The sequence below is a fragment of the Chryseobacterium taeanense genome (genome assembly GCF_900099685.1).
GTDB classification, from domain to species: domain Bacteria; phylum Bacteroidota; class Bacteroidia; order Flavobacteriales; family Weeksellaceae; genus Chryseobacterium; species Chryseobacterium taeanense.
Window position 1 is genome coordinate 54,865 of record NZ_FNDW01000001.1, and the last position, 23,375, is coordinate 78,239.

Consider the following 23,375-nt stretch of genomic DNA (forward strand, 5'->3'; position numbering starts at 1 on the left):
CAAATGTAAGTATTAAAGATTAATTATTCATACTAAATCCATGTGTGAGATGTATATTTTGTTTAATAAATTGATATTTAATAAATTTTTAATGTATCATAACATCTCCTGATTGTGAAATGCATAAAAAATCCCGATGAAGCCACCGGGATCTTTTATTTTAAATCAGGAAAAGGATTATAAGCTTACTCTTACAAATCCTGTTACTTTAAGATCAGCGTTTACAGATTTTACATAATCAGCCACTGACATACTTCCGTCTTTAATGAAAGACTGGTGTACTAAAGTGTTGTCTTTGTAGAATCTCTGCATTTTTCCTTTAAGAATATTGTCGATAATGTTTTCAGGTTTCCCTTCTTTAGTAAGAAGTTCTCTTTCGATCTCTAATTCTTTGTCGATAGTTGCCTGAGAAACAGCAGTTTCGTCAAGAGCGATTGGGTTCATGGCAGCAACCTGCATAGAAACGGCTTTAGCAGCTTCAGAAGCGCCTTCTACATTAGCAGAAAGTGCTGTGATAGCAGCGATTTTGTTTCCTGCGTGGATGTAAGCTCCCAAGAAAGGACCTTCAATTCTTTCGAATGCTCCGATCTCGATTTTTTCACCGATAACACCTGTTTGCTCAATTAATTTTTCAGCAACAGTGATTCCGTGGAAATCGGTAGCTAATAATTCTTCTTTAGTAGCTGCAAAAATCGCCATTTCAGCCAATTCATAAGCTAGCTCGATGAAAGCTTCGTTTTTACCCACGAAGTCAGTCTCACAGTTTAAAGAGATAATAGCACCTAACGTATTATCTTCGTTTACTCTAGCGATTACTGCGCCTTCAGTAGACTCTCTGTCAGCTCTGTTAGCAGCAACTTTCTGTCCTTTTTTTCTAAGGATATCTACCGCTTTTTCGAAATCTCCTTCAGCTTCTACTAAAGCTTTTTTGCAGTCCATCATACCTGCACCTGTTTGGTTTCTCAATTTTGCTACGTCTGCAGCAGCTGGTGTATAAGACATAATATCTATTATTTTTTTTATTTAAGATTAGTATTAATTTTTAGCTTAATTTTAAAGCGATGCAAAGATAATGATTTTAATGATAAACTAAAAAATGACTTTTTGCGTTATTTACATATTTAATAAATTTTTAAATGTTTACTTAATGAAGAAAATATTTCTCCTTATATTTTTATGCATATTTACCCTTGGTTTTTCGCAAAAAAAGAAAAAAGCTAAAACAAAAGCTATTGTAGAGAAGGAAACCGTGATTATCTATACGGAAAGCGATGCGGAAGCAACTGCTGAAGCCAGAGTGGTTGCGGGATTTCTGAAGCAAAATCCCGGTCATGCCAAAACAGATTATTTTAAAAGAAAACTGATGCAGATCGTTATGGCAAGCAATTCTCCTGAAGCCAAACCTACAATAAAATCCGTGAGTGAAGAAAAGATTAAGCAAATGGTATTAGAAAGCAACAGCTTAAATAATTCTAAAACAATTGCCGCAAACACAGGCTCTTCAAAAGCTGAAAGAACTGTAAATTACGCAAGTGTGGGCAGTTCAGGTAAAAAGTCGTCAGGGCCAAGCGAGAAGAATAAAAAGACGGCAGCTATGTTGACGCATCTTTTTAACGATGATCCTATGGATAAGGAGGCTTACATTAATATCAAAAACAGATCTAAATGTAATCTGATCGTGAAAATTAACGGTAAAAAATATTATAACTTAGACGTTCCTGCCAACGGGCAAAATTTTCTGCTGGTAGAGAAAGGAGAATATATTCTTACCACAATGGTTTGTGATGCAAAATATTCTTCATTAAAGAAGATCAACAAAGATATTGAGATCGAGCTAAATCTCCGTGATTAGCAATTTTTTATATGAAACAAAAACGGCTAAGAAGAATCTCAGCCGTTTATTTTTTTATCCTTTAAATTGCCCCATTGCAATAAACTTTTCCTGTCTTTGGGTTTCAAGTTCCTGCCCTGTGAATTTTGAGAAGGCTTTAATATTCTGTAAAATAGAAGTCTTCAAATTGTGAAAGGCTGCTGCCGGATCATAATGTGCTCCGCCAAGAGGTTCTTCTATAATACCGTCGATGAATTTTTCTCTTAATGCATCTTTTGGAGTAAGATTTAATGCATTGGCTGCATCTTCTTTATGATCCCAGTTTCTCCAAAGAATTGATGAGCAGCTTTCCGGAGCAATCACAGTGTACCATGTATTTTCAAGCATATATACTTTATTTCCTACACCGATACCTAATGCACCTCCACTGGCACCCTCACCGATAATATAAGTGAAAATTGGAGTTTTAAGTTGTACCATTTCAAAAATATTTCTTGCAATAGCCTCTCCCTGACCTCTCTCTTCAGCTTCAAGACCCGGATAAGCTCCCGGTGTATCTACCAACGTTACTACAGGAATCTGAAACTTTTCAGCAAGCTTCATTAATCGTAATGCCTTTCTGTATCCTTCCGGATTTGGCATTCCGAATCTTCTGTGCTGTCTTTCCTTGGTGGTACGTCCTTTCTGAGTTCCTATAATCATTACTTTCTGACCGTCTAATGTCGCCAGACCGCCAATCATAGCAGGATCGTCTGCGAAATTTCTGTCTCCGTGAAGCTCAAGGAAACTTCCTTTGTCTACCATTCCGTTGATATAATCGATGGTGTAAGGACGATCAGGATGACGAGATAGTTGTACTCTTTGCCAAGGAGTAAGATTAGAATAGATTTCTTTTTTCTTATCTATAATCTTATCCTCTATCTGGCTACATGCTAATTTTACATCAACACCACTTTCTTCTCCCACTAAAGAACAGGTTTGGTACTGATCCATTAAGTCTTTGATAGGAAGTTCGAAACTTAAATATTCCATTTCTTGAAGTAAATTAAATCTTTCAAATTTATGAAAAATTATATGAATCTATTTAAAATTATTGATCGCATTGTTTATTCTGGAGATAGTTTCCTCTTTTCCAAGAAGTTCCATGATATCTGGAACGTCTGGTCCTTTCAATTCTCCCACCAATGCCAAGCGTAATGGCATCATCACTTTCCCCATTCCCAAGCCTTTGCTTTCTGCGAAATCATGAACTACATTTTTTATATTTTCAGCTGTAAAATCTATTCCTTCTAAATTTGAAGCAAGCTCTCCTAAAACAGCAGATGTTTCATCATTCCATGCTTTTTTTGAGGCTTTTTCATCATAAGATACTGGAGCTTCGAAGAAAAACTTTCCATTTTCATAGATGTCTTTCGGGAAAGTAGCTCTTTCTTTCATGAGATGAATGACCTTTAATAGTTTATCATCAGAAAGCGCTATATTCAAATCTGACTTTTTTAAAATTTCAAGCAATTCTTCATCGGATTTTTGCTGAATATATTGATGGTTGAACCATTCCGCCTTTTCTTTACTGAATCTCGCTCCGGCTTTATGAACTTTATTTAAATCAAATTCTTTTGCCATTTCGTCCAGCGATAGAATTTCTTTGTCATCTGCGGGCGACCAGCCTAAAAGAGCAACCATATTAATGAATGCTTCCGGAAGATAACCACTTTCTCTATATCCTTTAGAAACATTTCCTGTTACAGGATCGGTGAAATTTAATGGAAATACAGGGAATCCGAATTTATCACCGTCTCTTTTGCTTAGTTTTCCTTTTCCTTCAGGCTTTAAAATCAATGAAAGATGTGCAAACTGAGGAGCTTCCCAGCCCATTGCTTCATAGAGCAAAGTATGCAACCCCAAAGAAGGTAGCCACTCTTCACCACGGATTACATGTGAAATTTCCATTTCATGATCGTCGATAATATTGGCAAAATGATACGTTGGCATCCCATCGTTTTTCACTAAAACTTTATCATCCAAAGTATTGGTATTTACGGAGAACTTTCCACGGATAATGTCTTCAAGATTAAGTGTTCTGTCAACCGGCATTCTGAACCTTACCACATAAGGTGTTTTTTCATCAAGCAATTTCTGAACTTCCTCTTCAGAAAGAGCAATGCTGTTTTTTAAACGGTTTCTTGTTTTGTTGTCATAGGAAAAAACATCTCCTTTTGCTTCGTATTCAGCACGGATTGCGTCCAGCTCTTCAGCCGTATCGAAAGCGATATAAGCATAATTTGTTTTTAGAATCTGCTCTGTATATCTGTCGTAAATATCTCTTCTTTCGGATTGTCTGTAAGGAGCAAATTTCCCTCCTTTCTTGGGGCTTTCATCGGCTATGATTCCGCACCATTCAAGGGCTTCTTCGATGTATTCTTCCGCACCCTCCACATATCTTGCGGTATCGGTATCTTCAATTCTCAATACAAACTCTCCACCCTGATTTTTAGCAAAAAGATAGTCATATAATGCAGTTCTTACGCCTCCCAAATGTAAAGGTCCGGTAGGACTTGGAGCAAAACGTACTCTTACTTTCCCCATTTCAATTAAAATTTTGATGCAAATTTACTTAAAATTATATGTTTTTAAGAATGTTTAATGGAATGGTTGCTTGGTTTCTTGATCTGAATATTTACTTTTGTATAATATAAAAAGCATTAAATTATGTTAGAAATAGGGGAAAGACCTTGGGGCAAATATTATGTTTTGGCAGATGAACCCAATTACAAACTAAAAAGAATTGAAGTAAATCCGGGGCAGAAGCTTTCTTATCAATATCATCATAAAAGACAGGAACAATGGACGATTATTGAAGGTGATGCAACAGTTGTTCTTGATGATAAAGAAATCGGCTTAAAATATGGCGAAAGTATTTTTATCCCGCTTGGTGCCAAACACAGAATGATGAATCTTTCCGATAAGCCTGTCGTTTTTATTGAAGTGCAGACAGGGACTTATTTTGGGGAAGATGATATCGTAAGAATTGAGGATGAGTATAATAGAGAATAATCATTAGCAAATATAAAAATGGCTGTCCGGGATTGCGACAGCCATTTATTTTACTTTTGTTTTTTCAAACCGAATATTTTTAAAATCTTTTCAATTTTATATTTCATTGTTCTTTTATAGCCCAGAAGCTTAATCCTTTCCATTAGATGAAAATTTTCATTCATCGTATTAAGAAGATTTTGTCGAAAAAATTCTCTCAATATATCTTTGTCGGCAATAATTTCTTCAAGCTTTTTGATCGCCTTGGTTTTATTTTCATACATGAAAAACTCGTTATTAGTCATCCCTGCAGAACTCATGCGGTAGGCGAGTAGATATTCTTTAACGAAATATGTTTTCGGATGATTTTCATACACCTGTAGCCAGAAAATCCAATCTTCTTTTGCTTTAAGATCTTCACTGAATCTGTATTTTTCTATAATGTCTCGTGAAAAAAGAGCACAGTGAATAGGGATAGAAAACGTGTTGTCCCATTTCAGAAGAATATCTTTCTGATTAAAGTACCGATCCTCTAGTGTGCAGTGAGGCGGAAGATCTGTTTTTGTCTGATTGTCAAAACGCTGAAAGTCGGTAATAATAACAGTATTATTGATCGGCTGATTAATTTGTTTTAAAGATTTTTCAAACTTTTCTTTATATAAAAAATCATCACAATCCAGAAACTGTATAAAATCTCCGGTTATATTCTGTATGCCTTTATTTCTTGCAGAGCTAAGACCGCCATTCTGCTTTTTAATGTATTTTATTCTGCTGTCTTTTTTCTGCCATTCCAAAGCTTTTTCTTCGGTGTTATCTGTGCTACCGTCATTTACAAGAATACATTCCCAGTTTTCATGAGTCTGATTTAGCAGTGAATTGATGCAGTCGTCTAAAAAGTCTGCCTGATTGTAGCAGGGAACAATAACGGAGATTTTCAAAGAGCTGTTCATTTTTTCTGATTATTTATTTTTATAGATTTTCTTTCCGTCTCTTATTCCTTTAATCATTTTTCCTATCAAAAGTTTTTTCTCTGAAAAAGAATACTCTTTTCCTTTCAGGACGGTCATGATTTTTGAAAAACAGTCTTTATAAAGATTTTTGTAAAACATGGAACTGAAACTCCCCGGAAAATAAGATTTAATATTTTTTCTCAGTATAAATAAGTTTCGGTATTCATAATAAGCCTGCAAAGGACGGATTTTGTGAGAAACAACCGTTCTCTTACGGTACATGACCGCTTTTTTCGTGTACAGCACATTCGTGTAAAGGTTGGCCAGAATTCCGTATTCCGTATCGTCTCCTGCAATAAAATATTCTGTTTTCGGAAAGCCTATTTTTTCTACAACATCTCTGTGGATCAGCATACCCTCAAAACATGCTGTATTAACGTAGCAATAATCTTTATTTTCCAGAGAAATGTTATGATGGATAATTGGCATACAGGTTCTGTGGTCAAAATAATGTTCCCATTTAAAAACTTCATTATTATCACTGAAGATCCTAAGCGGATGCATACATTTTGATTTTTCTTTAAATTGTAAAAGATTTTCCAGACAATTCGTAAACGGTTCTACATCGTCATCCATTACCCAGATCCAGCCATAGCCATATTCGTATGCTTTTTTAATACCCGTATGAAATCCTCCTGCGCCACCCAGATTTTCCTGGGTAATAATCTCTATCTGTGGAAGATTAAGCGTCTTAAGGTATTCACCTGTACCGTCTGTAGATCCGTTGTTGATAATAATGATCTTGTCAATAGGATAGGACTGGTTAAGAATGCCTTGTAAACACTGTTTTAAAAGTTCGAGCCTGTTGTAAGTAACGACTACGGTGCAAATGGTGTCAGAATTATTCATAAGCCAGAAATTAATTTTTGTATTCTTGCTACGGCTTTTTCATACCGGAGATTTTCAACAGCAAAATTATACGCATTTTGTGTAATATTATCATAATAATTTTCTCCCTGGCTTTCCGTGAATTCTATCTGTTGAATCAGGTCGGAAAGATCATTTTTTACGGGAATAAAATGTTTGTATGGTTCCAGCTCAAAATGGTAATAAGATTTCCATTGCCTTTCCTGGATAAAGAGAAGTCTTTTGGTAAATAAAAGCATTTTAATTCTTCCACTGTAGCCTCTTCCTTCAATATCGATAAGATATTTGTATTTTGTGTGGTCTTTCAATGAGATGTAAGGGATATCCTTTTTACCGTCAACAACCTGATCCACACAAGTGTCATATGCTTCAATAAGATCCGGAAATTTTTCAGAATACTGTATGATTTTTTCCCTGATGATATTGGTCTGAACATTACCAATCCACAACATTCGTTTATAATCATAGGGCTGTTTGGCTGCTTCAGAAATTTCTGAGACTGTGTTTCCAAAATTCGTGATACCTGCCTGTTTCCAGTGGTCGAAAATGAAATCAGGAAAAACAAAATCAAGATCTTCCTTTCTTTCGCAGCAATAATAAAAATCACCTTTTACAGGTTTTTTTACAGGAAAATCGCCTGTATGCAGGCTGAAAATAATTTCTTTTTCCGGAACTCCCATTGCAATCGCATCCAGAATCTGCTTCAGAGAAGATTCTGCCCTTGTCTGGAAAGAATTATGATTTTCTGCAAGTGCAATCTGCCCGTTCCGTATCGTTATATTTAATAATTCTTTTACCTGTTCTTGTGTTTTCTTTTTTTTAAACCACATCTTACACGAATTTTTTAGCAATTTCCAGTGCTTCTGCAATTACATGGTGCATATCCATATAGCGGTAAGTTGCGAGCCTTCCAATGAATGTAATATTAGAAAGTTTATCTTTTTCTGATATATATTTTTCAAGCATTTCCATATCTCCCTGAAGCCTTTTTGGATAGTATGGTATGTCTGTCTCTTCTGTTTCTTTACTGAATTCTTTAAAATAAATTGTTTTTTCATGCTCCTCCCAAGGTGTAAAATGTTTATGCTCATGAACCCTCGTATAAGGAATTTCCTGGTCGGCATAATTGATTACAGCATTTCCCTGATGATCTCCTTTGGCGGTAAACTTTTCGAAAAATACTGTTCTGTAGCCTAATCTCCCATATTTATAGTCAAAATAGGCATCAATAGGACCAGAATAGAAAACATGGTCGTATTCGGAAAAATTAATTTCCTGTGCGGAAAGTTTTTTGTTCAGACTGACACTAATATTGGGGTGGTCAAGCATTTTTTCAAAAATCTCGGTATATCCATTTCTGGGAATTCCCTGAAGTGGCATGGCATAATAATTATCATTATAATTAAATCGTACCGGAAGCCTTTTGAGAATACTGGCCGGAAGTTCCGTCGGTTCGCAACCCCACTGTTTCTTTGTATATCCGTAGAAAAAAGCTTTGTACAGATCTTTGCCGACAAATTTTAGCGCCTGCTCTTCAAAATTTTTAGGAATGTCTATGGAGGTATCACTTAAAGAAGTAATAAACTCTTTTGCTTCTTTTGGTGAAAAGTCTTTTTGAAAAAACTGATTGATGGTATGAAGATTAACAGGCAGTGAATACACCTGTTTTTGGTATACCGATTTTACACGGTTGATAAAAGGAACCATTTCACAGAACTGCTGTATATAGTTCCATACTTCAATATTGTCGGTATTAAATATGTGAGGCCCGTATTTGTGTATAGTAATTCCTGTTTCTGCGTCCTTTTCTGTATAGCAGTTGCCTCCGATGTGACTTCTTTCTTCCACAACGTGAACGATATTATTTTTGCTTAGCTGTTCTGCTAAAACACTTCCTGAAAAACCGCTTCCTATGATTAAATATTTTTTCATGAATTAATGTTTGCTACTGTTTTTTAGCCTTTGATAATTTTTTGGATCCAGCTGCTGAAGCCATATTTTTTTACAATTTCTTTGGGTAGATCATGATAAGGCTTTTTTATAAACGCATCAATATTCTTATAATTACCATTTTCAACGACAAAGATATTGTCCGGATGGTAAAAGTCATAATTTTTTACCATGATATTATCGGTAATTACTTTTTTTCTGTAATATAATCCTTCAAAAAATCTTATGGAAAGCCCATTGTGCAAAGGATCAACAAAATCAAGGAGGATGTCGGAATTTTTTACTTTTTCAAGATTGTCTTCAAATGTGATCCTGTCCTTAATATAAGTGATTTTTGGATTTTTTTTCTCAGGTTCCTTGAAATACTGAATGAATATTGAAAGATCTACATTGAAATCGGAAACCTTATCAATAAATGTGTCAATTTTTTCTTCCCTGCTTTTCCAATATAGTCCTACAAAATAAAGCCTCGGATTTTCTGTATTATACTCTTTATAGTAAGGAGGAAGATGATCAAAATAGAAATTGGTAACAGGTTTTATATTCTCCTGATTTTCTAACTTTTCAAAGCAAAAAAAAGTGTCAAAAAGATCAAAATACTTTTTAACTTCCGGAAATTTTTCAATCCCATCCCATTGATAGGCAATTAGTTTTGGAGTTTTGGTTTTCAGTTTTTTTATGAATGAAACCGGGAAATTATCCGGGCGTATCACAAGAATATAATCGAGCTGGCCTTCTATGGCAGAAAGATTACGCTCAAGCTCTTCCAGGAAATGACGTTTGATGAGGTTTTGTTTATATTCTTTATTTCTGAAGATATTTTTAACAAAAAAATTCTTAATACTTTCCAGACCTTTATACCTGAATTTCGAAACTTTATCTGTAAGGAGAAAAGGTTCAAAGCCTATATTTTTCAGATTATCCAGGAAAAGTTGTGGAAAATCCGAATAATCAGGCATCACAAGAAGAATTTTTTCTTTATTCATCATCATTTATTTAGGAATTAAAAAGACGGAATAATATAATTTTAAAATGCTTCCTCAGACTGTTGACGGGACGATTGAAATATTCTTTTTTTATAGCATCACTGCTTTTCAGGCTTATGCTATTAAGGTATTTAAAGTAGGTCTTATCAATGTTTTTCAAATTAATACGATCACTAAATGCAGGGTTTACTTCTTTAAAAGTTTTTTCCATTTCCAACACCGCTTCTTTGGAATAATTAGAATCATACTTAAAATTTCCGATAATAATTTTCTTAAGATAAGCAATGTAATATGCGTTAATATTCCTGTCAGGATACTTCAGATAATAACTATGATAAATGGTTTTAATAACGCTTAAATATCCTAAAAGATTTTTATCGCTTTTCTTTTTGGTGATCGACTGTGCATTATCTATGGTGTAGAGGTAAGTGGTTTCCGGGATGAAAACTACATTTCTAGCTCTGAACATGGTTTCGAAAAACCACAACTCATCTTCATGATAAATTCCGCTAAAAAATTTCAGGTTATTTTCTGTTATAAATGATCTCTTATAAAGTTTATTCTGAGCAATCGGGCTTAAACCTTCTGTAATATTTTTTAAAAGAACTTCAGAATGGTTGTTGGAAATTATCTGCTGTTTGCCGGGATGCGGTAAAAATGAAATGTTTTCTTTCTTGTCCCATGCATAAGTTGCTGTTCTCCCGATAATAATATCTTCTTTTCCGGTATAAGCGGAAATAAGAGTTTCTATAGCTTTAGGAGGAAGAAGATCGTCGCTGTCACAGAAAAAAATAAAATCACCTTTAGATTTTTCTATTCCTAAATTTCTGGTGTCTGAAAGTCCTTTGTTCTCCTGATCGTAAATTTGAAATCTTTCGTCTGAAAAGGTTTTAATGATGTTCAGGGTATTATCCGTGCTTCCATCATTGATTAAAATACACTGAATGTTTTTATAAGTCTGATTCTGAATGCTTATAAGAACATCTGCTATGTAATGTGAAGCGTTGTAACATGGCACAATAATGCTTACCAAAAGACTCATCCTAATTAATTTTTTTCAGGGTTTCACTTACTGCCGCAACTGAAAACGGTTTCAAACTGTCAACTGAATGTTCACGAAGTGTATTCCACAGATCTTCATCGTTATTCAGGTGTATAATTGCTTTTGCAAAGGATTTTTCATCATTGGCTATCAGAACATTTTTTTCATTGACAAGCTGCATGCCTTCCGCTCCGATATCTGTTGTGACTACGGGTAGGAAATATTCGAATGCCTGGCCGATCTTCCCTTTTACACCTGCACCAAATCGTAATGGAGCTACCATTATTTTTGATTTCATAAAATGATCTTCAATACTTTCTACAAACCCCAGAAATTTAAATTTAGGGTAAAGTTTAAGGTCAAGTTTGTCGGCTACATTTCCGAGAATGCTCACCTCAAGTTCCGGATTTACATTCCATACAAGAGGCATTATTTTATCATATAAAAACTTTACGGCATCAATATTAGGCTCATGAATGGAACCGATGAAAATGATTCCTTTACTTGCCGCAAAATCATTTCTTTCAGAAATATCAATTTTAGGATAATGGATGTTGGAAATAGTAATAATCTTATTTTTATCTGCGTACTGGCTCATAATCTCCTTTTCCTTATCAGAAATCGCAATGATATAATCAAGTTGAGGTGCAACAACTGTTTCCAGACGGAAAAAATGCTTATATTTTTTCTTTAATGAAATACGATTCGGTTCTATTTCAATAGCTCTTTTATATCGTAAAAAATGAATATCCACCATATCGTACATGAATTTCGCATGCGGTAAAATCGTTTTCATTTTTTTATAGAATAAATTGAGTGCAAGTGGACCGTTGAACCAAATAAAATCAATTTTTTTTAAGGAAATAAGAAAATCATAAATATTTTTGAATTTTACATTTTCTACAAATACGATAATATGATGTTGCTGATAGAATTTTACATACAAATCATCTTCAAACATATGAGGAGCAAACAGAATACAGTTATAGCCTAAGTTTTTATATATTAAAATAATCTCCTTAAGTCGGTTGGATCCTGAATCTTTATCATGGGTGGGAAAATCTCGGGATGTAAATAAAATAGTTTTTTTTGAAGGATCAAGAAATTTTATATTGATAATTTCTTGCGTATTAAGGGTTTTTAGTTTTTCTTTTCTTCTGAAGTGTTTTTTTATTCTCTTTATAATTCCCATTACTAAGTTTTTTTATTAAGCCCGAAAACTTTGTTCGTCCAATGCTCCAAAGTGTATTTATAATAAATCTCTTCAGGAACTTTTTCGTAGGGTGACTCAAAAAAAGATTTATCGAGATTGCTACATGTTTCGTTTAATACCAGAATATTCTGAGGGTTGTAAAAATCATAACTTTTAATAGACTCATTATCAGTAATGATTTTCTTCTTCAGGGCCATCGCTTCAAAAACCCTGAAGCTTAGACCGTACTGGTTTTCACGTGTAAGATCAAGCAAAGCTCGGGAATTTTTATAATATTCGGGAAGTTTTTTATGGTCTATTTTTTTTATGCTGAAAATAATATGCAGATTTTCGGGAATTTTAATAAAAGCATTTCTCAATTGATGTTTCCAGCCCTTTTTTCCAATAACAATGATCTGAAATTTTAATTGTAGCTCGAGCAGCCTTTTGGTAAGAAGTTTAATGAATTCCACCCTTTTATTATCATAAGAAGTGATGTAGAATAAGTCCATTTCTGGTGTGGCGTTTTCACTTCGGCAATTGGGCATATAAATATAATTGGTTAGCTTTTCAAAACCATATTTTTGTATATCGGCAATATCAAATGAAAAAATTTTGTCAAAAAGATTAATCTTTTCCTTGTCAACCGGAACTCTGTCCAGGCTATCATAAAGATAGGTGATGAGCCGGTCGGTATATTTTCTGATTTCCTGAAGTGTAGAAAGATCAAACGTATCGGGATTCATTACCAGAATCTGATCCTGATGTCCCAGCTGTGCAAGAGAATCTGTAACAAATCTCTGCCTTTTCTCCGTTTTCAGATTTTTATTGAGAAAGATTTTACTCACAGCGTTAGTCGCCCTTTCACTAAAATTAGAATGTGTAACATCTCCTATTTTAATGTGGTGGGCATCTATGTTTTTAGAACGCAGATTTTCAACGATATATTGATCGTATCCCCAGAAATCGAAACTAATTACACAAATTTTCATCCAGTTTATTTCTGCTCCTTTTTTAATGATTCGTATGTCTCAAAAACACTTAATGATTGTAGATAAGAGAGCTGATAGCCTTCTTTTCCATCAAGAATACCTAAACGCAAAATGTATGCCTTAAAAAATTTGAAAGCTGTTTTTGAGTACTGAATTATAAGACTGTATTTTTTTCCTTTGGCCGCAAGTTCCTGACCTTTTAGCGCTCCATAATGGATCATTTTTTTTTTATAAGACTCATAATCACTAACGGAAAAGTGCAGAAGTTTATTTTTTAATTCGCCGATAGTTCCGTTGACTTCGAGCGTTTCGTGAACTTTTCTTCCTGCGATATATCTCGCTTTAGATTTTCTGAAAAGCCTGAAGTTCTTGTCGGTTTGCGTCCCTGAATAATTGATGGGTTTGTCTGCAAAATAAAATTTCCTGTAGAAATAATACGCGTCTTTTTGTGTTGGTTTTTGTAATTCTTCTATGATTTCTTTTCTCAACGCCGCAGTTATTCTCTCATCGCCGTCAAGAAATAAAACCCAGTCGTTCGTGGCAGCATCAAGTGCCAGGTTCCGTTGTTTTGTAAAATCTTCAAATGTATTTTGAATGATTTTTACTTTCGGAAATTGTTCTGCGATTTCTACCGTTTTATCTGTGCTGAATGAATCTACAATAATGATTTCATCACAAAAATCAAAACATTCAAGAACTTCCCTGATGTTTTTTTCTTCATTGTATGTTATGATTAAGCCACTTATCTTCATCAGCTTTATTGATAATATAATTATAAATTTATCTTCAAAGATAAGTTTAATTTAAATTTTTTTACAAATCTTGGTCTGTTTATTCTCAAAATTAAAAAGAATTTTATTTCATGATATTGATTTACAGTTAAAAAATAAGGGCATAACTTTTTTCAGTTATACCCGATATTTGATTCTGAAATTCTATTCCAAAATTATTTGTATTCCAATATGGTTTTCTCAATGATTTTCACACAATCCAATAGTTGTTCTTCAGTAATGACCAATGGTGGAGCCAGTCTGATGATATTTCCGTGAGTTGGTTTTGCCAAAAGTCCGTTTTCTTTTAGTTTTAAGCAGATATTCCATGCTGTAGAACTGTCGGGCGTGTCGTTGATAAGAATAGCATTTAATAAACCTTTTCCTCTTACTTTTGTAATGAGAGTGGTTTTCTCCATTACTTTTTCAATCTCAGCTCTGAATAATTTCCCTAATTCTTCAGCTCTTTCAGATAGTTTTTCTTCCTCTACAACATCTAGGGCTGCTACTGCCACCGCACAGGCAATAGGATTTCCTCCGAATGTAGAACCGTGTTGTCCCGGTTTTATGACGTTCATGATTTCATTATTTGCCAAAACCGCTGAAACAGGATACATACCGCCAGATAATGCTTTTCCTAAAATCAAAATGTCAGGCTGTACATTTTCGTGATGACAGGCAATCAGTTTTCCTGTTCTTGCAATTCCGGTCTGCACTTCGTCTGCAATGAAAAGAACATTGTGTTTTTTACATAATTCGGAAGCGCTTTTTAGGAAACCTTCATTAGGAACATAAACTCCAGCTTCTCCTTGAATAGGCTCAACTAAAAATGCTGCAATATTTGCTGCTTCTCTGTTAAGAACTTCTTCTAAAGCATCAATGTCATTATACGGAATTTTAATAAAACCAGGTGTGAAAGGTCCGTAGTTTTGATTAGCATCAGGGTCATTAGAGAACGAAACAATTGTTGTAGTTCTTCCGTGGAAATTATTTTCGCAGACAATTATTTTCGCAGCGTTTTCAGAAATACCTTTTACCTCATAGCTCCATTTTCTGGCTAATTTTACTGCTGTTTCCACCGCTTCAGCTCCTGAATTCATGGGTAAAACTTTATCGAAACCGAAAAGGGAAGTAATCTTTTGTTCGTATTCTCCCAGTTTAGAATTGTAAAAAGCTCTTGAGGTTAAAGCTAACTTTTTAGCCTGCTCCACTAAAGCATTTACGATTTTTGGATGAGAGTGTCCCTGATTTACTGCAGAATAAGCAGAAAGGAAATCATAATATTTCTTACCTTCCACATCCCATACAAATACGCCTTCTCCTTTGTCTAAAACTACAGGAAGAGGGTGGTAGTTGTGTGCGCCGTGCTTGTCTTCAAGCTCAATAAAATATTGTGAATCTTTAACTGTTTCTGCTGTTGACATAAATTTTAGGTTTTCCACAAATGTAAACATTATAAATGAGATCGCTAAACAGAAGCCTCTTGCTGAGAAAGCATTGAATTTAAGAACTTTTAAGCCTATTGGAAAAGTGAATCAGAAAATATTTCCCATTCAAATAATAGGTTATAGTTATTATATCTTTAAAAAATAAATTTTAATATTTATTAATTTAATGGACTGGTTAATTTTGACAAAGTTTCATAAAAAAAACCGCCCAAAAAGAGCGGTTTACAAATTATATATAAAATCATCTTAATGATTATCATACTTTCTATCCATTACAAAATCCTCCATGAATTTTGTCGTATAGTTTCCTGAAAGATAATCTTCGTTATCCATCAGCTGTCTGTGGAAAGGAATGGTTGTTTTTACACCTTCAATATAAAATTCTTCCAATGCTCTTCTCATTTTTGCAATGGCTTCTTCACGTGTTTGAGCGGTCGTGATCAGTTTTGCAATCATTGAGTCATAGTTAGAAGGAATTGTGTATCCTGAATAAACGTGTGTGTCAACTCTTACTCCGTGTCCACCAGGAATATTTAATCCTGTAATTTTCCCCGGAGAAGGTCTGAAATCCATGTAAGGATCTTCTGCATTGATTCTGCATTCGATGGAATGCAATTTAGGATAATAATTAATTCCTGAAATTGGTGTTCCGGCAGCTAAAAGAATTTGTTCTCTGATCAAATCATAATCAATAACCTGTTCAGTGATTGGGTGTTCTACCTGAATTCTTGTGTTCATTTCCATGAAATAGAAATTTCTGTGCTTGTCCACAAGGAATTCGATAGTTCCTACTCCTTCGTATCCGATGAATTCTGCAGCTTTTACAGCAGCTTCACCCATTTTCTCACGAAGTTCGTCCGTCATAAAAGGAGAAGGAGTTTCTTCAGTCAGTTTCTGGTTTCTTCTCTGTACCGAACAGTCTCTTTCTGAAAGATGGCAAGCTTTACCGAATTGGTCACCTGCAACCTGAATTTCGATATGTCTAGGCTCTTCAATCAGTTTTTCCATGTACATACCACCGTTTCCGAATGCTGCTACAGCTTCCTGAATTGCAGATTCCCAATGATCTTTAAGGTCTTCAGCTTTCCAAACGGCTCTCATTCCTTTTCCACCACCACCGGCAGTTGCTTTAATCATTACAGGATAACCGGTTTCTTCAGCAATCTTTACAGCATGTTCATAAGATTCTATCAAACCGTCTGAACCAGGGACACATGGAACGCCGGCAGCTTTCATAGTAGCTTTTGCGTTAGCTTTGTCTCCCATTTTTTCGATCTGCTCTGGAGTAGCACCAATGAACTTAATCCCGTTTTTCTGGCAGATTCTTGAGAAATTAGCATTTTCAGATAGGAAACCGTATCCCGGGTGAATTGCGTCTGCGTTTGTAATTTCAGCAGCAGCAATAATATTAGGAATTTTGAGATATGAGTCTTTACTCATTGCAGGACCGATACAAACTGCTTCATCAGCAAATCTTACATGAAGACTGTCTTTGTCTGCAGTTGAATAAACCGCAACGGTCTTGATCCCCATTTCTTTACAAGTACGTAAAATACGCATTGCAATTTCGCCACGATTGGCTATTAATATTTTTTTGAACATCTTCTTAAATTTGAAAATTAGATAATTTGAAAATTAGATAATGCGGTGATGTGATGATGCGAATCGGATAAAATCAAAGCTGGTAAATTCCAGCATCCATCTTCCCGCTTCCATCTTCTAACATCTAATGTCTAACATCTAACATCTAAATTAAGATGGATCTACTAAGAACAAAGGTTGGTCATATTCTACAGGTGTTGCGTCATCGACTAAAATTTTAACGATTTTTCCGCTTACCTCAGACTCGATCTGGTTGAATAACTTCATTGCCTCAATCACGCAAACTACTTTTCCGTTAGAAACTTCGTCACCAACATTTACGAACACGTCTTTGTCCGGAGATGGCTTTCTGTAGAAAGTACCGATCATCGGAGACTTGATGGTTACATATTTACTATCGTCAGAAGCCGCTTCTGTGCTTGATGCAGGGGCAGCCGCCGGAGTTGCAGCAGGTGCCGGTGCAGCAGCCATCTGTTGAGGTGCAGTATGATAAACCGCAGGTTGCGCATAAGCAACTTCACTACCAGCTAATGGAGTTTTAATAGTGATTTCGAAATCTTTAGTTTTGTATTTTACTTCAGAAACTTCTGCTTTAGACACAAACTTGATAAGATTTTGTATGTCTTTAATGTCCATAAATTTGATATTTGATTTTGGGTCAAAGATACCAAAAAATCGTAAAAAACAACAAAAAACCGCCAAATTTTATAAAAATTGGGCGGTTTTTGTATAAAAACGAGTGTTTTTCGGTGAAAACGACTCTTAGTTTTCTTCAGTAGTTGCTACTTCTTTTTCCAATACTACTTTACCTCTATAGTAAAGTTTTCCTTCATGCCAGTGAGCTCTGTGGTATAGGTGAAGCTCTCCTGTTGTTGCATCTTTAGCTAATTGAGGAACTACAGCTTTGTAGTGTGTTCTTCTCTTATCTCTTCTTGTAGACGACTGTCTTCTCTTTGGATGTGCCATTTTCTAATAACTTTTTTAATTGATGAGCGATGAGATTCATCATCTCATCATTAAACTATTTAATTTTTATTCTTTAAATTTTTTAGTGCGTCCCAACGAGGGTCGCTTTCAGGTTCTTCTTCATTTTCTTTCGGACTAAACTTCTCAAGGATGGCAAGATCTTCATCACTTACATTCGGCGATATCTTTTTCATCGGAATAGATAGTGCAACATTTTCATAAATCAGCTGTGCTACGTTGAAAGCGTGATCATTGGAAGGTATCGTAATAACGTCTTCCTCACTGTCGTCATATTCTTCTCCGAATTTCACCAGAACCTTGATTTCATTTTCAATAGGGTAGTCAAAATTGTCGGTTGTGATGTCGCAAACCAGTTCTACCGTACCATTTACTTTTATTTCAAATTCCAGAAAGGTAGAATGTTTATCTAGTAAAACATCTACTGAAATTCTTGGATTTGTAAATTCCTGTTCAGTATCAAATAATTGAAAGAACTCCTTACCTATCTCAAACCTGAACTCGTGCTTACCGGTTTTTAGCCCGGAAAAGCTTACGTCATAGTTTCTTAACTTGTCCATAAAATGAGTGTGCAAAAATATGCATTTTTTTTATAATAACAAATAAATTCTAAAACAAATTAATTTAAAATCTGTATTAAAGATTTAGCCTTCAGATTCGTCCGGCAAATCTTCATCTATTCCGTTGTCTACAACCATTCTTTTAGGTTGCAGTCGGTTGGTCATCAAATCGTTGTATTCGCTTCTGTTTCTGAAAATAGAAATAGCTGTGAATATGGCTTCTGTAAAACTCTGCTCATCAGCAATATTTTTACCTGCAATATCATACGCCGTTCCATGATCGGGAGAAGTCCTTATGAAAGGAAGTCCTGCTGTGTAATTTACGCCTTCTTCATAAGCTAAAGTTTTAAAAGGAGCTAAGCCCTGATCATGGTACATCGCCAAAACCGCATCAAAATTTTTATATTTTTCTGGCTGGAAAAAGCTGTCGGCGGGGAAGGGTCCAAATGCAAGAATTCCATTGTCTGAAAGTTCTTTGATAGCCGGAACAATAATTTCAATTTCTTCTTTTCCAATCACGCCGCCGTCACCTGCATGAGGATTCAACCCTAAAACAGCGATCTTCGGTCTCGAAATATTAAAATCTTCAATCAAAGTCTGATTTAGAATTCGGATCTGTTTCTTGATTTTCTCTTTAGAGATGTTTTCAGCTACCTGAGCTAAAGGAATGTGATGAGTTGATACGGCTACTTTTAAATCCTCCGTTACCAGAAACATCAGTCCTTTTTTATTGAATTTTTCTTCAAAATATCCGGTATGTCCTGCGTGTTTGAAACCCATCTTCATCATTTCATCTTTGTTGATTGGCGCGGTAACAAGAACGTCGATTTCTCCTTTTAATAAAGCTTCTGTAGCAGCTTCAAGAGAATCAATAGCCATTTTTGTGGATTCTTCCGTTGGTGTGCCAAGTTCTACCGTAGAGTTTTCCTTCACCAGATTTACCATGTTCAGCTTACCTCCCTGAGCTTGTGAGGCTTCGTTGATGTAATTGAAATTTATATTCAGTTTTAAAATATTTTTCTGATAGGTAAATAATTTTCCCGAACCAAAAATCACAGGAGTGAAAAAATCTGTAATTGTTTTCTCTGAAAGGGATTTCATGATGATTTCGGGACCGATGCCATTGAAATCTCCTATTGAAATTCCTACTCGTATTTTATGGTTTTTTGGGCTCATTTTGATTATCTTTGAAGATTAATAAACTACAAATTTAGCAAAAAATAATATGTTCACAGGAATTATTGAAGCGGTTGGAGTAATTGAAAAAATTGAGACATCCGGAAGTAACATTAATTTTACCCTTACATGTCCTTTCACCAATGAACTAAAAATAGATCAGAGCTTGGCTCATAATGGCTGCTGTCTTACAGTTGTGAAAACGGACGGCGAAAGATATGTGGTGACAGCCATTAATGAAACCCTGGAAAAAACAAACCTCGGAAAGTGGGAAGTAGGAACAGTTGTAAATCTTGAACGTTGTATGAAAATGGACGGAAGACTTGATGGGCATATTGTTCAGGGGCATGTAGATAAAACGGGCGAAGTAATAGACATCGAAAATAAAGACGGAAGTTATTTTATTACCATGTCATACGAAAATGATGGCAGTTTTGTAACTGTTCCGCAAGGATCAATCACTGTAAACGGAATAAGTCTTACGGTCGCAAAAAGTGAAGATCAAACTTTTTCTGTAGCTATTATTCCGTACACCTGGGAATTTACCAATATGAAATATTTAAAAAAAGGAGATAAGGTTAATTTAGAATTTGATATAATTGGTAAGTATATTGCTAGGTTAATTAATAAACAGAATGTCAATTAGTGTGTACAAAGGATATAGCTTAAGAAACCGTGTCTTTTTCGGATTCTTGCTGGTGTGTCTTTTAAGTGTAGTGGCTTCTTCGCTGGTTCCTTATTTTGTTTTAAGGGAAAATTCTGCGACTAAAAGCAGGATTGATATGCAGGAGAAAACGGGAGCTGTAATACGGTTTCTGGATTATGCGGTGAGTATGAAGCGTACCGAAACCCAAGATCTTCCAAAGCTTCTTGATAATAAGATTTTCGAGATTGCAGATATCAATCAGCATGATATTATTTTATATGATTTAAAAGGAAATTATCTGCTTTCAAATAAGGAAGAAAACCTTGTAGAGCAGAAAAAAATACCAATCAACATTGTCAACAGAATACTAGCGACCAAAGCAAGAGTTGATATCAAAGGTTATGATGCATCACGTGACGCGGTATTTACTTCTTCTTACCTGTTGCTGAAAAATAATGATCTTGAACCGATAGCTATTGTTTATATTCCGTTGTACCACAATGAATCTGCCTATTTTGATGTTTTAAATATTTATGTAAAATACATTATTCTTGTAGATATCTTTCTTATCTTATTCAGTGTTTGGTTTAGTTGGGTGATGTCTAATAGCCTGGCTAAAAATATTACTAAATTTTCTGATATGATTACCCGCATTACTTTATTTGAAAACGAAATGCGTCCTATCAGATATTATAAAAATGATGAATTAAATGCCCTTGCGAGAGCATATAACAGGATGATTCTTCAGATTCAGGATCAGAAAGAACGACTTCGATTCAAGGCTTCCGAAGAAGCCTGGAGGGAAATGGCCAAACAGGTAGCCCATGAAGTGAAAAATCCGCTCACGCCAATGAAACTTACGATTCAGAATTTTGAACGGAAATTTGACCCGGAAGATCCAAACATAAGAGAGAAAGTAAAGCAGATGAGCAAGACGGTGGTCGACCAGATCGATCTTATTGCCACTGTCGCTTCAGCGTTCTCCGAATTTGCCAAACTGCCTGAAAAAAATAACGAAATCATCAATCTGAATAACGAAGTGGAAGATATCCTTCGTGTGTTTAATGATGAAAATGTCTTTATGCATTCAAACAAAAGCAATATCATGATTAATATGGATAAGATTTATCTTTCCAGAATTATCACAAATCTTGTTACCAATGCAAAGCAGGCGGAGAGCGAAGAAAGAAAACTGATTATCAATGTAGATGTAGAGCAGCATCAGAGAAGAGTAATTATTTCTGTGCAGGATAATGGAGTCGGAATTCCTGAAAACATTTATGAAAGAATTTTCGAACCCAATTTTACCTCTAAAAACAGTGGTATGGGACTGGGCTTATCAATGGTCAGAAAAATGGTGGAAGATTACAAGGGGGAAATCAGTGTGAAATCTGAAGTCGGCAAAGGATCTACATTTACTATTACTTTACCGACAAATTTATAGTGAAACCTTTTATCTTCAGACAATTTACCATTCAGCAATCGAAAAATGTTTTTCGGGTAGGAACTGATGGTGTTTTGCTGGGTGCTTTGGCAAATGTAGATCAGGCTTTACATGTCCTCGAAATAGGAACGGGAACGGGTTTGATTTCATTAATGCTTGCCCAGAGAAACCCTGATGCCAATTTTTTTGGAATTGATATTAATAAAGAAGCTGCGGATCTTACCAAAATTAACTTTGAAAATTCGCCATTCTCTTCTAGATTGAAAAATGCACATCAGGATTTTAAGGAATTTGAAACACATGAAAAATTTGATTTAATCGTTTCTAATCCTCCTTATTTCGAAGCTTCAGACTCTGAAAAAGATAAGATTGCAAGACAAACAGTAGAATTGAATTTTCGCCAGCTTATTATAAAATCATCACAAGTGCTTTCTGAAGGAGGTGTTTTGTCGGTGATAATTCCAGCTGAAGCGGGAAGTGATTTCACTGCAATAGCTGATGAAAATAGAATGTTTTTGACACGGAAAATTAATATAAAAGGAATCGAAAATTCAAAGATAAAAAGATTGATTCTTGAGTTTTCCTTATCTAAAAAGGATTACATAGAATCTGAATTTACCATAGAAAAAAGTCCGAGACAATACTCGGACCAATATCTTGAACTCACTAAAGAGTTTCATGTCTTTAAAAAAGAAGTTAGAAATTAGATTTTAGAAGTTAGTGATATCGTAATCTCTAATTTTTAATCTTTTAATTTGTTTTTATTCAAATAATTCTGCTGTATCAAGTACAGATACTTTTCCGTCTTCGCATCTGATCGCTTCTCCCGGGAAGTTCTGAATCATATGATAATCGTGTGTTGCCATTACTACAGCGGCTCCGTTTTCGAGAGCAACCTGTTTTAGCAGAGTCATGATTTCGTTGGATGTCTCGGGATCGAGATTTCCGGTAGGCTCATCTGCTAAAATCAAGTCCGGGTGGTTAAGCAATGCTCTTGCAATAGCAACACGCTGTTGCTCTCCGCCGGAAAGTTCATGGGGCATTTTGTGTTTTTTGCTTTTCATGTTTACACTTCCTAAAACCTCATTGATGCGGTCTTCCATTTTTACTTTATCACTCCAACCGGTTGCTTCAAGTACGAATTTCAGATTTTTTTCAACTGTTCTGTCGGATAATAACTGAAAATCCTGAAATACAATTCCCAATTTTCTTCTCAGATTCGGAACGTCAGAAGCTCTCAGTTTGGCAAGGTCAAAGCCTACAACAGCTCCGTGCCCTGATGCCAAAGGTATGTGCCCGTACAAAGTTTTTAGCAGTGAACTTTTTCCGGAACCTGTTTTTCCGATAAGATAGCAGAACCTTCCTTTCTTGATATTAAGATTTACATCAGAAAGTACGGTGAAGTTTTTTTGTGCAATCTTAGCGTGTTGCAGGCTGATAATGTTGTCTCCGGCAATATTTGTATGTGGCATAATTCGGTTTTAAAGTACTTTTCTAAAAAATATTTTCAGATTTTAAAAATAGGAAAAAGAAGGATAAAGAACCTAAATTTTAGGAAATTTTAACAACAAAAAATGCCTGAAAAACTTCTTTTCAAGCATGATTCGTATATGATAATAAAAAGATTATCTCTTAGCGCGTGATGCACTTACAGTTAAACTCTTTCTGCCTTTAGCTCTTCTCGCAGCCAAAACTCTTCTTCCATTTGGCGTAGACATTCTTTCTCTGAAACCGTGTTTGTTTCTTCTTTTTCTTTCTGATGGCTGGAATGTTCTTTTACTCATTACTATATGTTTAAATCGTAATTATCTATTAATTTTCAGGTTGCAAAGATATGCAATT

The 23,375-nt window shown here is 35.1% G+C and carries 25 protein-coding genes; 5 read left to right on the forward strand and 20 right to left on the reverse strand.

The annotated features are described in order from the left end of the window. Window positions 1–177: 177 nt before the first annotated feature. The gene (gene tsf / locus BLR30_RS00240; RefSeq protein ID WP_089853039.1) at window positions 178–1,002 is read right to left on the reverse strand and encodes a translation elongation factor Ts; all 825 of its coding nucleotides are present in this window, start codon (window positions 1,000–1,002) and stop codon (window positions 178–180) included. Window positions 1,003–1,147: 145 nt separating this feature from the next. Here tsf and BLR30_RS00245 point away from each other — a divergent pair, with 145 nt between their 5' ends. Beyond that, on the forward strand, window positions 1,148–1,852 hold the full coding sequence (locus BLR30_RS00245; RefSeq protein ID WP_089853041.1) for a DUF6759 domain-containing protein: 705 nt from the start codon (window positions 1,148–1,150) through the stop codon (window positions 1,850–1,852). A 54-nt stretch (window positions 1,853–1,906) separates the two neighbouring features. Here the strand turns inward: BLR30_RS00245 and BLR30_RS00250 are convergent, their stop codons facing one another. Continuing rightward, complete coding sequence (locus BLR30_RS00250) at window positions 1,907–2,863, reverse strand: acetyl-CoA carboxylase carboxyltransferase subunit alpha (protein WP_089853042.1); 957 nt, start codon at window positions 2,861–2,863, stop codon at window positions 1,907–1,909. Between the two features lie 48 nt (window positions 2,864–2,911). Continuing rightward, a complete protein-coding gene (gltX, locus tag BLR30_RS00255; RefSeq protein WP_089853045.1) occupies window positions 2,912–4,417 on the reverse strand; it encodes a glutamate--tRNA ligase in 1,506 nt (501 codons plus the stop codon). Between the two features lie 123 nt (window positions 4,418–4,540). On the opposite strand from gltX, the gene BLR30_RS00260 reads away from it, so the two are divergent. Next, the gene (locus tag BLR30_RS00260) at window positions 4,541–4,885 is read left to right on the forward strand and encodes a phosphomannose isomerase type II C-terminal cupin domain (RefSeq protein ID WP_175443565.1); all 345 of its coding nucleotides are present in this window, start codon (window positions 4,541–4,543) and stop codon (window positions 4,883–4,885) included. A 50-nt stretch (window positions 4,886–4,935) separates the two neighbouring features. Here the strand turns inward: BLR30_RS00260 and BLR30_RS00265 are convergent, their stop codons facing one another. The 15 genes from BLR30_RS00265 to pdxA all read right to left on the reverse strand — a co-directional run bounded on the left by BLR30_RS00265 (window position 4,936) and on the right by pdxA (window position 19,443). Further along, window positions 4,936–5,814 (reverse strand): glycosyltransferase family 2 protein, encoded by an 879-nt coding sequence (locus tag BLR30_RS00265; protein WP_089853049.1) that lies wholly within the window; start codon window positions 5,812–5,814, stop codon window positions 4,936–4,938. 9 nt (window positions 5,815–5,823) lie between these two features. Beyond that, window positions 5,824–6,723: a glycosyltransferase family 2 protein gene (locus BLR30_RS00270; protein WP_089853051.1), complete on the reverse strand. Its 900-nt coding sequence runs from the start codon at window positions 6,721–6,723 to the stop codon at window positions 5,824–5,826. Continuing rightward, window positions 6,720–7,571 carry a glycosyl transferase family 90 gene (locus tag BLR30_RS00275; RefSeq protein WP_089853053.1) on the reverse strand — a complete coding sequence of 284 codons (852 nt, stop codon included), beginning with the start codon at window positions 7,569–7,571 and terminating at the stop codon, window positions 6,720–6,722. Before BLR30_RS00275 ends, BLR30_RS00270 begins: the two co-directional genes overlap by 4 nt. Before the next feature lies 1 nt (window position 7,572). After that, window positions 7,573–8,673, reverse strand: coding sequence for a UDP-galactopyranose mutase (gene glf, locus BLR30_RS00280; protein WP_089853055.1), 1,101 nt, complete (start codon window positions 8,671–8,673; stop codon window positions 7,573–7,575). 23 nt (window positions 8,674–8,696) lie between these two features. Further along, a complete protein-coding gene (locus BLR30_RS00285; RefSeq protein ID WP_139164560.1) occupies window positions 8,697–9,677 on the reverse strand; it encodes a WaaS/CpsH family glycosyltransferase in 981 nt (326 codons plus the stop codon). Window positions 9,678–9,687: 10 nt separating this feature from the next. Beyond that, entirely contained in the window at window positions 9,688–10,719 is a 1,032-nt protein-coding gene (locus tag BLR30_RS00290) for a glycosyltransferase family 2 protein (protein ID WP_089853059.1), read from the reverse strand. Window position 10,720: 1 nt separating this feature from the next. Further along, complete coding sequence (locus BLR30_RS00295; RefSeq protein ID WP_089853061.1) at window positions 10,721–11,911, reverse strand: glycosyltransferase; 1,191 nt, start codon at window positions 11,909–11,911, stop codon at window positions 10,721–10,723. Window positions 11,912–11,913: 2 nt separating this feature from the next. After that, window positions 11,914–12,903: a WaaS/CpsH family glycosyltransferase gene (locus BLR30_RS00300; protein WP_089853063.1), complete on the reverse strand. Its 990-nt coding sequence runs from the start codon at window positions 12,901–12,903 to the stop codon at window positions 11,914–11,916. 5 nt (window positions 12,904–12,908) lie between these two features. Then, window positions 12,909–13,655 carry a glycosyltransferase family 2 protein gene (locus tag BLR30_RS00305; RefSeq protein ID WP_089853064.1) on the reverse strand — a complete coding sequence of 249 codons (747 nt, stop codon included), beginning with the start codon at window positions 13,653–13,655 and terminating at the stop codon, window positions 12,909–12,911. Between the two features lie 194 nt (window positions 13,656–13,849). Then, complete coding sequence (rocD, locus tag BLR30_RS00310) at window positions 13,850–15,097, reverse strand: ornithine--oxo-acid transaminase (RefSeq protein ID WP_089853066.1); 1,248 nt, start codon at window positions 15,095–15,097, stop codon at window positions 13,850–13,852. A gap of 270 nt (window positions 15,098–15,367) precedes the next feature. Next, complete coding sequence (gene accC, locus BLR30_RS00315) at window positions 15,368–16,723, reverse strand: acetyl-CoA carboxylase biotin carboxylase subunit (protein ID WP_089853068.1); 1,356 nt, start codon at window positions 16,721–16,723, stop codon at window positions 15,368–15,370. Window positions 16,724–16,873: 150 nt separating this feature from the next. Next, on the reverse strand, window positions 16,874–17,359 hold the full coding sequence (accB, locus tag BLR30_RS00320) for an acetyl-CoA carboxylase biotin carboxyl carrier protein (protein ID WP_089853070.1): 486 nt from the start codon (window positions 17,357–17,359) through the stop codon (window positions 16,874–16,876). Window positions 17,360–17,485: 126 nt separating this feature from the next. Beyond that, complete coding sequence (gene rpmF / locus BLR30_RS00325; protein ID WP_007843326.1) at window positions 17,486–17,689, reverse strand: 50S ribosomal protein L32; 204 nt, start codon at window positions 17,687–17,689, stop codon at window positions 17,486–17,488. Window positions 17,690–17,748: 59 nt separating this feature from the next. Beyond that, window positions 17,749–18,267, reverse strand: a complete 519-nt coding sequence (locus BLR30_RS00330; protein WP_089853072.1) for a YceD family protein — start codon at window positions 18,265–18,267, stop codon at window positions 17,749–17,751. Window positions 18,268–18,351: 84 nt separating this feature from the next. Next, a complete protein-coding gene (gene pdxA, locus BLR30_RS00335; protein WP_089853074.1) occupies window positions 18,352–19,443 on the reverse strand; it encodes a 4-hydroxythreonine-4-phosphate dehydrogenase PdxA in 1,092 nt (363 codons plus the stop codon). A 49-nt stretch (window positions 19,444–19,492) separates the two neighbouring features. On the opposite strand from pdxA, the gene BLR30_RS00340 reads away from it, so the two are divergent. From BLR30_RS00340 to BLR30_RS00350, 3 genes are read left to right on the forward strand one after another with little or no spacing between them, the layout of a single operon-like run. After that, window positions 19,493–20,089, forward strand: coding sequence for a riboflavin synthase (locus tag BLR30_RS00340; RefSeq protein ID WP_089853076.1), 597 nt, complete (start codon window positions 19,493–19,495; stop codon window positions 20,087–20,089). Continuing rightward, window positions 20,079–21,533, forward strand: a complete 1,455-nt coding sequence (locus BLR30_RS00345; protein ID WP_089853078.1) for a sensor histidine kinase — start codon at window positions 20,079–20,081, stop codon at window positions 21,531–21,533. The genes BLR30_RS00340 and BLR30_RS00345 overlap by 11 nt, the downstream gene beginning before the upstream one ends. Beyond that, on the forward strand, window positions 21,533–22,240 hold the full coding sequence (locus BLR30_RS00350) for a tRNA1(Val) (adenine(37)-N6)-methyltransferase (RefSeq protein WP_089853081.1): 708 nt from the start codon (window positions 21,533–21,535) through the stop codon (window positions 22,238–22,240). The genes BLR30_RS00345 and BLR30_RS00350 overlap by 1 nt, the downstream gene beginning before the upstream one ends. A gap of 54 nt (window positions 22,241–22,294) precedes the next feature. On the opposite strand, the gene BLR30_RS00355 is transcribed toward BLR30_RS00350, so the two are convergent. Further along, window positions 22,295–23,005 (reverse strand): cell division ATP-binding protein FtsE, encoded by a 711-nt coding sequence (locus BLR30_RS00355; protein WP_089853083.1) that lies wholly within the window; start codon window positions 23,003–23,005, stop codon window positions 22,295–22,297. Window positions 23,006–23,158: 153 nt separating this feature from the next. Continuing rightward, the gene (rpmH, locus tag BLR30_RS00360) at window positions 23,159–23,317 is read right to left on the reverse strand and encodes a 50S ribosomal protein L34 (protein ID WP_007843334.1); all 159 of its coding nucleotides are present in this window, start codon (window positions 23,315–23,317) and stop codon (window positions 23,159–23,161) included. Window positions 23,318–23,375 lie beyond the last annotated feature (58 nt).

Coding starts and splice junctions, on each gene's coding strand:
- BLR30_RS00330 (WP_089853072.1), bottom strand. CDS start 18,267: ATGGACAAGTTAAGAAACTATGACGTAAGCTTTTCCGGGCTAAAAACC.
- BLR30_RS00265 (WP_089853049.1), bottom strand. CDS start 5,814: ATGAACAGCTCTTTGAAAATCTCCGTTATTGTTCCCTGCTACAATCAG.
- BLR30_RS00270 (WP_089853051.1), bottom strand. CDS start 6,723: ATGAATAATTCTGACACCATTTGCACCGTAGTCGTTACTTACAACAGG.
- accB (WP_089853070.1), bottom strand. CDS start 17,359: ATGGACATTAAAGACATACAAAATCTTATCAAGTTTGTGTCTAAAGCA.
- glf (WP_089853055.1), bottom strand. CDS start 8,673: ATGAAAAAATATTTAATCATAGGAAGCGGTTTTTCAGGAAGTGTTTTA.
- BLR30_RS00300 (WP_089853063.1), bottom strand. CDS start 12,903: ATGAAAATTTGTGTAATTAGTTTCGATTTCTGGGGATACGATCAATAT.
- pdxA (WP_089853074.1), bottom strand. CDS start 19,443: ATGAGCCCAAAAAACCATAAAATACGAGTAGGAATTTCAATAGGAGAT.
- BLR30_RS00340 (WP_089853076.1), top strand. CDS start 19,493: ATGTTCACAGGAATTATTGAAGCGGTTGGAGTAATTGAAAAAATTGAG.
- BLR30_RS00245 (WP_089853041.1), top strand. CDS start 1,148: ATGAAGAAAATATTTCTCCTTATATTTTTATGCATATTTACCCTTGGT.
- BLR30_RS00305 (WP_089853064.1), bottom strand. CDS start 13,655: ATGAAGATAAGTGGCTTAATCATAACATACAATGAAGAAAAAAACATC.
- BLR30_RS00260 (WP_175443565.1), top strand. CDS start 4,541: ATGTTAGAAATAGGGGAAAGACCTTGGGGCAAATATTATGTTTTGGCA.
- BLR30_RS00345 (WP_089853078.1), top strand. CDS start 20,079: ATGTCAATTAGTGTGTACAAAGGATATAGCTTAAGAAACCGTGTCTTT.
- BLR30_RS00250 (WP_089853042.1), bottom strand. CDS start 2,863: ATGGAATATTTAAGTTTCGAACTTCCTATCAAAGACTTAATGGATCAG.
- BLR30_RS00285 (WP_139164560.1), bottom strand. CDS start 9,677: ATGAATAAAGAAAAAATTCTTCTTGTGATGCCTGATTATTCGGATTTT.
- BLR30_RS00295 (WP_089853061.1), bottom strand. CDS start 11,911: ATGGGAATTATAAAGAGAATAAAAAAACACTTCAGAAGAAAAGAAAAA.
- BLR30_RS00290 (WP_089853059.1), bottom strand. CDS start 10,719: ATGAGTCTTTTGGTAAGCATTATTGTGCCATGTTACAACGCTTCACAT.
- accC (WP_089853068.1), bottom strand. CDS start 16,723: ATGTTCAAAAAAATATTAATAGCCAATCGTGGCGAAATTGCAATGCGT.
- rpmF (WP_007843326.1), bottom strand. CDS start 17,689: ATGGCACATCCAAAGAGAAGACAGTCGTCTACAAGAAGAGATAAGAGA.
- gltX (WP_089853045.1), bottom strand. CDS start 4,417: ATGGGGAAAGTAAGAGTACGTTTTGCTCCAAGTCCTACCGGACCTTTA.
- BLR30_RS00275 (WP_089853053.1), bottom strand. CDS start 7,571: ATGTGGTTTAAAAAAAAGAAAACACAAGAACAGGTAAAAGAATTATTA.
- BLR30_RS00355 (WP_089853083.1), bottom strand. CDS start 23,005: ATGCCACATACAAATATTGCCGGAGACAACATTATCAGCCTGCAACAC.
- rocD (WP_089853066.1), bottom strand. CDS start 15,097: ATGTCAACAGCAGAAACAGTTAAAGATTCACAATATTTTATTGAGCTT.
- tsf (WP_089853039.1), bottom strand. CDS start 1,002: ATGTCTTATACACCAGCTGCTGCAGACGTAGCAAAATTGAGAAACCAA.
- rpmH (WP_007843334.1), bottom strand. CDS start 23,317: ATGAGTAAAAGAACATTCCAGCCATCAGAAAGAAAAAGAAGAAACAAA.